Below are 13,067 nucleotides of genomic sequence, written 5' to 3' on the forward strand. Positions count from 1 at the left end.
GCCGAGGAACTGCTGGCGCACTCCGAGGATCTCGCGGGCGGCCGCCATCTCCGCACGCCGGATCCGGGCGAGGTCGGCCCGGACCTCGGGGCTCCGCGACCGCCGCCGCCGGCGGCCCCGAGCTGGTCCAGCTGCGCGGCCCGGCGAAGGCCGTCGCCACCAACATGGACGCCTCGCTGGAGGTGCCGACCGCGACCTCGGTCCGCGCCGTGCCGGCGAAGCTGTTGATCGACAACCGCATCGTCATCAACAACCACCTGCAGCGCGCCCGTGGCGGCAAGGTCTCCTTCACCCACCTGATCGGCTACGCCCTGGTCCAGGCCGTCAAGGCCTCCCCGGGCATGAACTACAGCTACAAGGTGGAGAACGGCAAGGCCTTCCTGGTCAAGCCGGAGCACGTCAACCTGGGCCTGGCCATCGACCTGGTCAAGCCCAACGGCGACCGCCAGCTCGTCGTCGCGGCCATCAAGAAGGCCGAGACGCTCGACTTCTTCGGCTTCTGGCAGGCCTACGAGGACATCGTCCGCCGGGCCCGCGCCAACAAGCTGACCATGGACGACTTCACCGGCGTCACGGTCTCGCTGACCAACCCCGGCGGCATCGGCACCGTGCACTCCGTGCCGCGCCTGATGCAGAACCAGGGCACCATCGTCGGCGTCGGCGCCATGGAGTACCCGGCCGAGTTCCAGGGCTCCGCCCCGGAGACCCTGTCCCGCCTGGGCGTCTCCAAGATCATGACGCTGACCTCGACCTACGACCACCGCGTCATCCAGGGCGCGGCGTCCGGCGAGTTCCTGCGCGAGATCCACCGTCTGCTGCTCGGCGAGAACGGCTTCTACGACGAGATCTTCGAGTCGCTGCGGATCCCGTACGAGCCGGTCCGCTGGGCCACCGACGTCGCCACCACCCACGACGACGAGGTCAACAAGACCGCGCGCGTCATGGAGCTGATCCACGCGTACCGCGTGCGCGGCCACCTGATGGCCGACACCGACCCGCTGGAGTACAAGCAGCGCAAGCACCCCGACCTCGACGTCACCACCCACGGCCTCACCCTGTGGGACCTGGAGCGCGAGTTCGCGGTCGGCGGCTTCGGCGGCCAGAAGATGATGAAGCTCCGCGACATCCTCGGCCTGCTGCGCAACACGTACTGCCGCACCGTCGGCATCGAGTACATGCACATCCAGGACCCGAAGCAGCGCAAGTGGCTGCAGGAGCGCCTGGAGAAGCCGTACTCGAAGCCGGAGCGCGAGGAGCAGCTGCGGATCCTGCGCCGGCTGAACTCGGCCGAGGCCTTCGAGACCTTCCTGCAGACCAAGTACGTCGGCCAGAAGCGCTTCTCGCTGGAGGGCGGTGAGTCGCTGATCGCCCTGCTGGACGCGACCATCGACGCCGCCGCCGAGCACCGCCTGAACGAGGCCGTCATCGGCATGGCCCACCGCGGCCGTCTGAACGTGCTGGCCAACATCGTCGGCAAGCCCTACGCCAAGATCTTCGGCGAGTTCGAGGGCAACCTCGACCCGAAGTCGATGCACGGCTCCGGCGACGTCAAGTACCACCTGGGCTCCGAGGGCACCTTCACCGGCCTCGACGGCGAGACCATCAAGGTCTCGCTCGCCGCGAACCCGTCCCACCTGGAGACGGTCGACCCGGTCGTCGAGGGCATCGCCCGCGCCAAGCAGGACATCCTGGACCAGGGCGGCACCACCTTCCCGGTGCTGCCGATCCAGATCCACGGCGACGCGGCCTTCGCCGGCCAGGGCGTCGTCGCGGAGACCCTGAACATGTCGCAGCTGCGCGGCTACCGCACCGGCGGCACGATCCACCTCGTGGTGAACAACCAGGTCGGCTTCACCGCCGCCCCGGCCAGCAGCCGCTCCTCGATGTACTGCACCGACGTGGCCCGCATGATCGAGGCCCCGATCTTCCACGTGAACGGCGACGACCCGGAGGCCGTGGTCCGCGTCGCGCGGCTCGCCTTCGAGTTCCGCCAGGCGTTCCACAAGGACGTGGTGATCGACCTCATCTGCTACCGCCGCCGCGGTCACAACGAGGCCGACAACCCCTCGTTCACCCAGCCGCTGATGTACGACCTGATCGACAAGAAGCGCTCGGTGCGCAAGCTGTACACCGAGGGCCTGATCGGTCGCGGCGACATCACCATGGAAGAGGCGGAGCAGGCGCTCCAGGACTTCCAGGGCCAGCTGGAGAAGGTCTTCGCCGAGGTCCGCGACGCGGCCCAGGCGCCGGCCGACGCCATCGCGGGCAAGCCGGTCGCCGACTTCCCGGTCTCCATCCGGACCGGCATCTCCCAGGAGATGGTCAAGCGGATCGCCGCCTCCCAGGTCAACCACCCGGACTGGCTGACCGTCCACCCGCGCCTGCTGCCGCAGCTCCAGCGCCGCGCCACCTCGGTCGAGGACAACACCATCGACTGGGCGATGGGCGAGACCCTCGCCATCGGCTCGCTGCTCATGGAGGGCCACCCGGTCCGCCTGGCCGGCCAGGACAGCCGCCGCGGCACCTTCGGGCAGCGGCACGCCGTCCTGATCGACCGCAAGACCGGCGAGGACTACACCCCGCTGCAGTACCTCACCGAGGACCAGGCCCGCTACACCGTCTACGACAGCCTGCTGTCGGAGTACGCGGCCATGGGCTTCGAGTACGGCTACTCGCTGACCCGCCCGAACGCGCTGGTCATGTGGGAGGCGCAGTTCGGCGACTTCGTCAACGGCGCGCAGACCATGGTGGACGAGTACATCGCGTCCGCCGAGCAGAAGTGGGGCCAGCACTCGGGCGTCACCCTGCTGCTGCCGCACGGCTACGAGGGCCAGGGCCCGGACCACTCGTCCGCCCGCCCGGAGCGCTTCCTCCAGCTGTGCGCGCAGAACAACATGACGGTCGCCATGCCGACCCTGCCGTCGAACTACTTCCACCTGCTGCGCTGGCAGGCGCACAACCCGCACCACAAGCCGCTGGTCGTCTTCACCCCGAAGTCGATGCTGCGTCTGAAGGCCGCGGCGAGTGCGACCGAGGAGTTCCTGTCGGGTTCCTTCCGTCCGGTCATCGGTGACTCCACCGTCGACCCGGCGCAGGTCCGCAAGGTGGTCATCACCGCCGGCAAGTTCTACTACGACCTGGAGGCGGCCCGCACCGAGCGCGGCGTCACCGACACCGCGATCGTCCGGGTCGAGCGGCTCTACCCGCTGCCGGTGGCCGAGCTCCAGGAGGAGCTGGCCCGCTACGGCGACAACGTCCAGTTCGTCTGGGCGCAGGAGGAGCCGGACAACCAGGGTGCCTGGCCGTTCATCGCGATGAACCTGGTCGACCACCTGCAGGTCGTCATCGGCCGCAGCGCCGGCGGCTCCCGCCTGCGCCGCGTCGCCCGCACGACGGCCTCGTCCCCGGCGGTCGGCTCGGCCAAGCGGCACATCGCCGAGCAGCAGGCGCTGATCGAAGAGGTCTTCTCGCTCTGACGCCCCCACTGGCGCTCGCGCCCGAGGGCTCACCGGCCCCCGTCCTCCCCTCCGGGAGGGCGGGGGCCGCGCCGTCGCCCGGCACCGGCCGGGCCGCCGCCGGCCCCTGACGGGCCGGCCGACCGGTCTATCCTGACCGGGTCACCCCCCATCCGACCGGAGCGAACCGTGTACTTCACCGACCGAGGCATCGAGGAGCTGGCGAACCGGCGCGGCGAGGAGGAGGTCAGCTTCGAGTGGCTGGCCGAGCGCCTGCGCGAGTTCGTCGACCTCAACCCGGACTTCGAGATCCCGGTCGAGCGGCTGGCCACCTGGCTGGCCCGGCTCGACGACGAGGACGACGAGTGACCGGGTGACGGCCCACGAGGGGCCCGGGAGGCAACCGCCTCCCGGGCCCTTCGCGCGTCCCGGGGCTCCCCCTACGGGGTCCCCGGCGGCGGATCGGGGACGGATCGGGGTCGGGTTCCGGGTCCGGCACGCTTGATTTTCCCGTCACGCGATATATCGTCTTTAAAAGAGAACGCGATACATCGCGATCGGCAACGGGAGGCGGCAGAGATGAGCCAGTGGACGGTCGACGGGCCCGAGAGGATCACCATCGACGAAGCGGTCCGCGCGGTGCACGTACGGATCATCGACGGCACCGTGAACGTGGTGGCGGCCGAGGGCCCGGCCCGCCTGGAGGTCACCGACCTCGAGGGCGAGCCGCTGCACGTGACCCTGGTGGACGGCGTCCTGACGGTCACCTACAAGGACATCAACAGCTGGGGCGAGTTCGGCGACTGGCTCAAGTCGGTCGGCTCGGTCAAGAGCTTCTTCGGCACCTTCAAGCGCAAGCGGGTGGCCGGCGTCACCGTCACCGTCCCGGCCGGCGCGGAGGTCAAGGTCGGCACCGTCTCGGCCGGCACGACCGTCTCCGGCGTCTCCGGGCACGTCTCGGTGCAGAGCGCCAACGGCGACGCCACCCTGGTCGGGCTGACCGGCCGCACCGAGGCCAACACCGTCACCGGTGACGTGGACGCCCAGTCCGTCGGCGGCCGGCTGCGGGTCAACACCGTCTCCGGGCAGCTCACCGTCGTCGCCGGCACCGCCGACCGGGTCCAGGCCAACTCCGTCACCGGCGCCGTCACCCTGGACCTGGACGTCGACGGCGAGGCCGACGTCAAGGTCACCACCGTCAGCGGCCCGGTCGTGGTCCGGATCCCCTCCCGCACCGACGCCAAGGTCGAGGCCGGCTCCACCAGCGGCGACATCTCCAGCAGCTTCGAGCAGCTCAAGCTGAGCGGCACCTGGGGCGCCAAGAAGCTGTCCGGCCAGCTCGGCGAGGGCCGCGGCAGCCTCCACGTCACCACCGTCTCCGGCGCGGTCACCGTCCTGAGCCGCCCCGAGCCCGAGGACGAGGGCCCGGCGAAGGAGCTCCCGGCGGCCCCCGGCAAGCCCGACCTCACCAAGGAGGCCTGAGATGACCCCCGTGTTCGGCCATGGCCGGCTCCGGCTCTACCTGCTGAAGCTGCTCGACGAGGCCCCGCGCCACGGCTACGAGGTGATCCGCCTGCTGGAGGAGCGCTTCCAGGGCCTGTACGCCCCCTCCGCCGGGACGGTCTACCCGCGGCTGGCCAAGCTGGAGCAGGAGGGCCTGGTCGCCCACAGCACCGAGGGCGGCCGCAAGGTCTACCGGCTGACCGACGCCGGTCGCGCCGAACTCGAAGCCCGGAACGGCGAGTTGGCCGAGCTGGAGCTGGAGATCCGGGACTCCGTGGCGCAGCTCGCCGGGGCGATCCGGGAGGACGTCCGGGACAGCGCCAAGGACCTGCGCGAGGAGCTGTGGAAGGCCGCCAAGCAGACCCCCCGGCCCGACCGCGCCGAGGGCGAGGGGGACCCGTGGTCCGGCCCCTGGGGCGACAACGACTCCTGGCAGCGCGCCAAGGAGGAGTTCAGCGAGTTCAAGCGGCAGGCCAAGGAGCAGGCCAAGCGCGCCCGGGAGCAGGAGAAGGCCGCCAAGGCCAAGGCGAAGGCCGCCGAGGAGGAGGCCCGCCGGCTGCGCGAGCAGGCCAAGGCCTCGCGCTCGGCCGCGCAGCAGGAGGCGCTGCGGATCAAGCGCCGGGTCGAGCAGCAGGTGCGCGAGCACGCCGCGAAGGGCGACTGGCCGAGCGGGCTCGCCGAGGGCCTGGCCGAACTGACCAAGGGCCTGTCCGGCCTGGCCGACGCGGCCCGCTGGGGCCACCCCGCGGACGGGACCGGCGAGTCGGGCGGGTCGGGCGAGTCGGATGCTTCGGGTGAGCGGATCACCGTGACCCGGATCGACCTGGACAAGGACGGGTCCGGCACCCCGGCCGACCTGCCGTCGTGGGCCCGCACCGACCCGGCCGAGGACCCGGCCCGCGAGCTGGAGCGGCTGCTCGACCGCTTCCGCGACCAGGTCCGCGACGCGGCCCGGGACGGCGGGGTGAGCGCGGACAAGCTGGCCGAGGCCCGCTCGGTGCTGGGCACCGCCGGCGAGCGGCTGAAGCGGCTGCTCGGCTGAAGCGGCCGCTTGGCTGACGCGGCCGCCCGGCCGTCGCTGGCCGGACGCGCAGGCCCGGTGCCCCGGACGGGGGCGCCGGGCCGCCGCACGTCAGGGGTTGAGCACGATCTTGCCGAAGACCTCGCCCTTGGCCAGCCGGGCGAAGCCGTCCCGGGCCTCGGCCAGCGGCAGCACCGAGTCCACCACCGGGCGGACGCCGGTGTTGGCGCAGAGGGCGAGCAGCCCGGCCAGCTCCTCCTTGGTGCCCATGGTCGAGCCGACCACCTTGAGCTCCAGGAAGAAGATCCGGTTCAGCTCGGCGGCCCTCGGGTTGGGCCCCGAGGTGGCCCCCGAGATGACGATGGTGCCGCCCGGGCGCAGCGACTTCACCGAGTGCGACCAGGTCGCGGCGCCGACCGTCTCCATGACCGCGTCCACCCGCGCGGGCAGCCGGGCGCCGCTCTCGAAGGCCGCGTCGGCACCGAGCTCCACCGCCCGCCGGCGCTTGGCCTCGTCCCGGCCGGTGACCCAGACCCGCAGGCCGGCCGCCTTGCCGAGGACGACCAGCGCGGTCGACACGCCGCCGCCCGCGCCCTGCACCAGCACGGTGTCGCCGGGCCTGACCCCGGCGTTGGTGAACAGCATCCGGTAGGCCGTCAGCCAGGCGGTGGGCAGACAGGCGGCTTCCTCGAAGCTCAGCTCGGCGGGCTTGGGCAGCAGGTTCCAGGTGGGGACGGCCACCCGCTGGGCGAAGGTGCCCTGGTAGCGCTCGGTCAGGATGGAGCGCGGCTCGTCCGGGCCCACCCCGTGGCCGCTCTGGCCGATCACCGAGTGGACGACCACCTCGTTGCCGTCCTCGTCGACGCCCGCGGCGTCGCAGCCGAGGATCATCGGCAGCTTCTCGGCGGGCAGCCCGACACCGCGCAGCGACCACAGGTCGTGGTGGTTGAGGCTGGCGGCCCGGACCGTGACCACGCTCCACCCCGGACGGGCCTGCGGCTCGGGGAGCTCGCCCAACTCCAGTGCGCTGAGCGGGTCGTCGGCATCGATACGTGCGGCGTAGGCAGCAAACATGACCCGGACGATAGCCGGGACGGCCGGGGCCGGGAACCACGCGTGAGTGTGACGCGTGTCCCGACGCTGTGACTCCCCCACTCGGAGGCGGGGGAGCGGCCGTCGTGGCGGGCGCGCTCCCCCGACCGCGTCAGATCCGGGCCACGCCCTCCGCCCGGGCGGCCTCGGCGACGGCCTTGGTGACCGCCGGGGCGACCCGCTCGTCGAACGGCGAGGGGATGACCTTCTGCGGGGTCAGCTCGTCGGCGACCACGCCGGCCAGCGCCTTGGCGGCGGCCAGCTTCATGCCCTCGGTGATCCGGGAGGCCCGGACCTGGAGGGCGCCGGCGAAGATGCCGGGGAAGGCCAGCACGTTGTTGATCTGGTTCGGGAAGTCGCTGCGGCCGGTGGCGACCACGGCCGCGTACTTGTGGGCGACCTCGGGGTGGATCTCCGGGTTGGGGTTGGCCATCGCGAAGACGAACGCGCCCTCGGCCATGGTGGCGACGACCTCCTCCGGCACGGTGCCGCCGGAGACGCCGATGAACACGTCGGCGCCGGCCAGCGCGTCGGCCAGCGAGCCCTTGCGGCCGGAGCGGTTGGTCTGCGCGGCGATCTCGGCCTTGACGTCGGTGAGGTCGCCGCGGCCCTCGTACACCACGCCCTTGCGGTCGCAGACGGCCACGTCGCCGATGCCGGCGGCGACCAGCATCTTGGCGATGGCGATGCCGGCCGCGCCGGCGCCGGAGATGACGGCCCGCAGCGAGCCGATCTCGCGGCCGGTCACCTTGGCCGCGTTCCACAGGGCGGCGGTGGTGACGATCGCGGTGCCGTGCTGGTCGTCGTGGAAGACCGGGATGTCCAGGGCCTCCTGGAGCCGGCGCTCGATCTCGAAGCAGCGCGGGGCGGAGATGTCCTCCAGGTTGACCCCGCCGAAGGAGGGCGCCAGCCGGACCACGGTCTCGACGATCTCGTCGACCCCGGTGCAGGCGAGCGCGATCGGCACCGCGTCCACGCCGCCGAACTGCTTGAACAGGATGGCCTTGCCCTCCATCACGGGCAGCGAGGCCTGCGGGCCGATGTCGCCCAGGCCGAGCACCGCGGTGCCGTCGGTGACCACCGCGACGGTGTTGGCCTTCCAGGTGTAGTCGTCGACCAGTTCGGGCTGCTCGGCGATGGCCGTGCAGACGCGGGCGACACCGGGGGTGTAGGCGAGGGACAGGTCGTCCGCGTCGCGCACCGGGACGGTCGCCCGGATCTCCATCTTGCCGCCGCGGTGGAGCGCGAAAACCGCGTCGACCGGATCGACGGTGTCCTGGGTGCTGCTGATGATCTCCGCTGCCACGATGACCTCTTCGTCATTGTTCTGGCGAGGACGCGCGGCCGACGGGCAGGGCGACCCGTCCGGAAACCGGAAACCGGGTACGCCGAAGCGGACCCGGGGTCGGGGTCGGGGCGCTGCCGTCGGGCGGCGCCCTCGGATGAGGGTTTTATGGGGTCTGTGTTGTCCGTGTTGTGCTACCGGACCGAGCCTAGGTCGGACGGAGGCATCGCACCTATGCCTTTTCGTCCTCGTCACGTGCGGTTCATCGCCGCGCTGTCGCCTCACTGGGACCCGGCGTCGGAAGCGCCGGGCACCGGCGGCGGCAACGGCTTGAGCGCACGCGCACCCGCAGGAGTGAACGCGGACACGAGGGGGAGTCGGCACTCCGGATACGGAGCCGCGTGAGGACTTCCGTTCCCGAGCACCCCGAGCCTGTCGGGGCTCGTCGGTCCGGTTCGAGCGTTCGGGGGTCACCCGGTACCGAATTCTGACACACCCGCCGCCGGGCCCGGCAGGCCGGGATGGCAGGATCGCTTGTCCGCCATTTCGCGTACACCACCGCGACACCGTGGCGACCGCACGTCCCTCCCCAGGAGCAGCCCTCATGCCTCACCCCCTCCCCGCCCGCCGCCCCGCCCTGGCCGGCGCCGTCCTGGCCACCGCCGGGGCCCTGTTGCTGACCGGTTGCGGCGGTGGCGGGCAGGCCACCGCGGACGACCCGGTCAAGGACGTCCGCGGCAAGCTGCCGAAGGCCCAGCGCTCGGCCGGGGCGCTGCGGATCGGCATGGACGTCAACTACGCCCCGGTGGAGTTCCGCGGCCCGGACGGCAAGCCCACCGGGCTGGACCCGGAGCTCGCGGCCGCCCTGGGCAGGATCCTCGACGTGCGGGTCGAGTTCGTGGACACCCCGTTCGGCAAGCTGGTGCCGAACCTCCAGGCCAAGCAGTACGACGTGGCGATGTCGGCGCTCAGCGACACCCGCCGGCGCCGCGACGGCGTGGACGAGGCCGGCAAGCAGACCGACCCCGGCGTGGACTTCGTGGACTACTTCATCGCCGGCACCTCGATCGTCGTCCCGAAGGGCAACCCCAAGGGGATCAAGACCCTGGACGACCTGTGCGGCCGGACCGTCGCACTCCAGCAGGGCACCACCCAGGACGAGATCGTCACCCGCCAGGTCGCGGTCTGCGCCCGCACCGGCCGCCAGCTCACCACGCACAAGCTGGACACCGACGCCAAGGCACTGGCCGAGGTCGCCTCCGGCACCGCCGCGGCCGGGCTGAACGACTTCCCGGTGGCCGCCTACGCGGCGAAGAGCCCCGACGGCGGCGGCCGCTTCGAGGTGACCGGCGGGCAGTCCACCTCCAACCCGTACGGGATAGCCGTGCGCAAGGGCGACACCGAGCTGCGGGACGTCCTGACCAAGGCGGTCGACCAGCTGATCCGCAGCGGCGAGTACGACAAGATCCTGGCCAAGTGGAACGTCAGCGCCGGCGCGGCGCAGAACGCGGTGGTCAACGGGGGCATCTGAGCGGACGGCGGCGGGCCTCCGGGCGGAGCACAGAGCGATCTGCATACTTATGCGCAGGGTGACAGGAGCGCGGATTAAGTCCGAATAGCGGACGGCGGGACCCCTTGTTATCCGATTTTGATCTGGATGAGGGCCACCTGACCGTCAGCAGATGGCAGGATTCCCCCCATCTCGGATCGAGCCGGCCACTGGTCGAGGCGGTTCGGTCGACGTCCACCTCGGCGGAGGGTGGCGGCAGCAGCACCCGTAGCACCCTGGGCGGTCCCAGCGTCCAGGCACGCACCACCCGGCCTGCACGTACGACGACGTACGACGCACACCCGTACGGCGTCGTACGGCTCGCTCCCCCGGTGCGCCGCTCCCGCGGCGCGCTCCGCCCGACCTTCTCTCCCAGGAGGAGATCCCCCTCATGACCGCCCGTACCAAGCGCAACCGGCTCTTCGCGGCCGGTGTGGTCGCCGCCTCCGTCTCCCTGGTCCTGACCGGCTGCGGCAGCAGCAAGAGCGAGGGCAGCGGCGCTCCCAACGCCTCCGCGACCGTCAACGAGGTCAAGGCCGACCCGAAGCTGGCCGCCCTCGTCCCGGACGACGTCAAGTCCGCCGGCAAGCTCCTGGTGGGCGCGGACGCCTCCTACGCCCCGGACGAGTTCAAGGACGACAGCGGCAAGGTCATCGGCATGGACGTCGACCTGGCCAACGCCATCGCCGCCAAGCTCGGCCTGAAGGCCGAGGTCCAGGACTCCGGCTTCACCGCGATCATCCCCGGTATCCAGGCGAACAAGTTCCAGCTCGGCATGTCGTCCTTCACGGACAACAAGGAGCGCGAGCAGATCGTCGACATGGTCACCTACTTCAACTCCGGCAGCGCCATCGCCGTGAAGAAGGGCAACCCGGAGAAGGTCGACCCGAAGGACCTCTGCGGCAAGAAGGTCGCCGTCCAGACCGGCACCACCCAGGCCGACGAGATCAAGGACACCCGCAACCCGGACTGCGCCAAGGCCGGCAAGCCGGGCATCCAGAACGACGGCGACAAGTTCGACCTCCAGACGGACGTCACCAACGCCGTGGTCTCCGGCCGCGACCAGGCGATGATGGCCGACTCCCAGGTCGTCGACTACGCGATCAAGCAGTCCGGCGGCCAGCTGGAGAAGCTCGGCGACACCTACGGCGTGGCCCCCTACGGCGTGGCCCTGGCCAAGGGCTCCAAGCTCACCCCGGCCATCCAGGGCGCCGTCCAGTCGCTGATCGACGACGGCACCTACAAGCAGATCCTCACCAAGTGGGGCGTCGAGGCCGGCGCCCTCGACAAGTCGACCGTCAACGGCGCCGTCAGCTGACCCCTCGTACGCTTCATCTCTCCCCCGAGGCCACACCGTGAACTCTTTGGACAAGGGGACGGCGGAACAGGGACGGCCTGAGACCATCAAGGCCGTCCCGGTCCGTCACCCCGGACGCTGGGCGGGCGCCGTCGTCATCGCCCTGCTCGCGGCGATGCTGCTGAGCGCCCTCTTCACCAACCCCGCTTTCAAGTGGGACATCGTCGGTCAGTACCTGTTCCACGACAGCATCGTGCACGGCATGGTCGTGACGCTGGAACTGACCGCACTCTCCATGCTCATGGGTGTGGTCGGCGGCATCATCCTCGCGGTGATGCGGCTGTCCCCGAACCCGCTGCTCTCCGGCACCGCCTGGGTCTACATCTGGATCTTCCGCGGCACGCCGGTGCTGGTGCAGCTGGTGTTCTGGAACTTCCTCGGCCTGATCTGGGCCAAGCTGTCGATCGGCGTGCCGTGGGGACCGGAGTTCTGGTCCGAGTCCACCAACGTCCTGATCCCGACCTTCGTCGCCGCGCTGCTGGGCCTCGGCCTCAACGAGGCCGCCTACATGGCGGAGATCGTCCGCGGCGGCATCCAGTCGGTCGACGAGGGCCAGACCGAGGCCGCGCACGCGCTCGGCATGAGCCGGTTCCAGACCATGCGGCGGATCGTCCTGCCGCAGGCCATGCGGGTGATCATCCCGCCGACCGGCAACGAGACCATCTCGATGCTCAAGACGACCTCGCTGGTCTCGGTGATCTCCCTGGAGGAGATCTTCCGGGCCGGCCAGGTCATCTACTCCCGGAACTACCAGAACATCCCGCTGCTGATCGTGGTCAGCCTCTGGTACCTGTTCTTCACCTCCGTGCTGACCATCGGCCAGTACTACATCGAGCGCCACTACGCCCGGGGCTCCAACCGCACCCTCCCGCCCACCCCGCTGCAACGGCTGCGGGGACTGTTCGCCGGGAAGCCCGCCCCGAAGACGACCGCCGACGTCGTCCCGGGGCTCGAGGGAGGTGGTCACGTATGACCGATCTGACCAAGACCCCCGCCGGCACCGCCGGGTCCGCCGAGCCCATGGTCCGCGCCGAGGGGGTGCACAAGTCGTACGGCCTGGTCGAGGTGCTCAAGGGCATCGACCTGGAGGTCAAGCAGGGCGAGGTGTTCTGCCTGATCGGCCCCTCCGGCTCCGGCAAGTCGACCTTCCTGCGCTGCATCAACCACCTGGAGAAGATCAACGGCGGCCGCCTCTGGGTGGACGGCGAACTGGTCGGCTACCAGCAGCGCGGCGACCGGCTGCACGAGCTCAAGGACCGCGAGGTCGCCCTCAAGCGGCGCGACATCGGCATGGTCTTCCAGCGCTTCAACCTGTTCCCGCACATGACGGCCATAGAGAACGTCATCGAGGCGCCGGTCCAGGTCAAGGGCGAGAGCAGGGCCGAGGCCCGCGAGCGCGGGATGGCCCTGCTGGAGCGGGTCGGCCTCGCCGACAAGGCGAAGAACTACCCGTCCCAGCTCTCCGGCGGCCAGCAGCAGCGCGTCGCGATCGCCCGCGCGCTGGCCATGAAGCCCAAGCTGATGCTCTTCGACGAGCCCACCTCGGCGCTCGACCCGGAGCTGGTCGGCGACGTCCTGGACGTCATGCGCGGCCTCGCCGAGGAGGGCATGACCATGGTGGTCGTCACCCACGAGATGGGCTTCGCCCGCGAGGTCGGCGACGCGCTGGTGTTCATGGACGGCGGCGTGGTCGTCGAGTCCGGCAACCCCCGCCAGGTCCTCACCGACCCCCAGCACGAACGCACCAGGGCCTTCCTCTCCAAGGTGCTCTGAGCACGTACCATCGGCGCCCGGCAGGCCAGGCC

10 protein-coding genes are annotated in these 13,067 nt (G+C 70.9%); 8 read left to right on the forward strand and 2 right to left on the reverse strand.

Annotated elements, in window-relative coordinates; genetic code table 11:
- From ACFQ6N_RS39120 to ACFQ6N_RS39135, 4 genes are all read left to right on the forward strand, one after another.
- On the forward strand, positions 1–3,476 hold a 3,476-nt coding region (locus ACFQ6N_RS39120), incomplete at its 5' end, for a multifunctional oxoglutarate decarboxylase/oxoglutarate dehydrogenase thiamine pyrophosphate-binding subunit/dihydrolipoyllysine-residue succinyltransferase subunit (protein WP_380658913.1).
- A 168-nt stretch (positions 3,477–3,644) separates the two neighbouring features.
- Entirely contained in the window at positions 3,645–3,824 is a 180-nt protein-coding gene (locus ACFQ6N_RS39125) for a DUF6104 family protein (RefSeq protein ID WP_380658914.1), read from the forward strand.
- 210 nt (positions 3,825–4,034) lie between these two features.
- On the forward strand, positions 4,035–4,937 hold the full coding sequence (locus ACFQ6N_RS39130) for a DUF4097 domain-containing protein (RefSeq protein WP_380658915.1): 903 nt from the start codon (positions 4,035–4,037) through the stop codon (positions 4,935–4,937).
- A gap of 1 nt (position 4,938) precedes the next feature.
- On the forward strand, positions 4,939–6,000 hold the full coding sequence (locus ACFQ6N_RS39135; RefSeq protein ID WP_380658916.1) for a PadR family transcriptional regulator: 1,062 nt from the start codon (positions 4,939–4,941) through the stop codon (positions 5,998–6,000).
- 90 nt (positions 6,001–6,090) lie between these two features.
- Here ACFQ6N_RS39135 and ACFQ6N_RS39140 read toward each other — a convergent pair whose 3' ends face one another.
- Entirely contained in the window at positions 6,091–7,053 is a 963-nt protein-coding gene (locus ACFQ6N_RS39140; protein ID WP_380658917.1) for a zinc-binding dehydrogenase, read from the reverse strand.
- Between the two features lie 130 nt (positions 7,054–7,183).
- On the reverse strand, positions 7,184–8,377 hold the full coding sequence (locus ACFQ6N_RS39145) for an NADP-dependent malic enzyme (RefSeq protein WP_380658918.1): 1,194 nt from the start codon (positions 8,375–8,377) through the stop codon (positions 7,184–7,186).
- A 583-nt stretch (positions 8,378–8,960) separates the two neighbouring features.
- On the opposite strand from ACFQ6N_RS39145, the gene ACFQ6N_RS39150 reads away from it, so the two are divergent.
- From ACFQ6N_RS39150 to ACFQ6N_RS39165, 4 genes are all read left to right on the forward strand, one after another.
- On the forward strand, positions 8,961–9,887 hold the full coding sequence (locus ACFQ6N_RS39150) for an ABC transporter substrate-binding protein (RefSeq protein WP_380658919.1): 927 nt from the start codon (positions 8,961–8,963) through the stop codon (positions 9,885–9,887).
- Between the two features lie 409 nt (positions 9,888–10,296).
- Positions 10,297–11,223, forward strand: a complete 927-nt coding sequence (locus ACFQ6N_RS39155; protein WP_380658920.1) for an ABC transporter substrate-binding protein — start codon at positions 10,297–10,299, stop codon at positions 11,221–11,223.
- Positions 11,224–11,260: 37 nt separating this feature from the next.
- Entirely contained in the window at positions 11,261–12,235 is a 975-nt protein-coding gene (locus ACFQ6N_RS39160) for an amino acid ABC transporter permease (RefSeq protein WP_380658921.1), read from the forward strand.
- Positions 12,232–13,035 (forward strand): amino acid ABC transporter ATP-binding protein, encoded by an 804-nt coding sequence (locus tag ACFQ6N_RS39165; protein ID WP_380658922.1) that lies wholly within the window; start codon positions 12,232–12,234, stop codon positions 13,033–13,035. The genes ACFQ6N_RS39160 and ACFQ6N_RS39165 overlap by 4 nt, the downstream gene beginning before the upstream one ends.
- The last annotated feature ends 32 nt before the right edge of the window (positions 13,036–13,067 follow it).

Origin of the sequence: Kitasatospora sp. NPDC056446 (assembly GCF_042796115.1) — a bacterium.
Taxonomy (GTDB): Bacteria; Actinomycetota; Actinomycetes; order Streptomycetales; family Streptomycetaceae; genus Kitasatospora.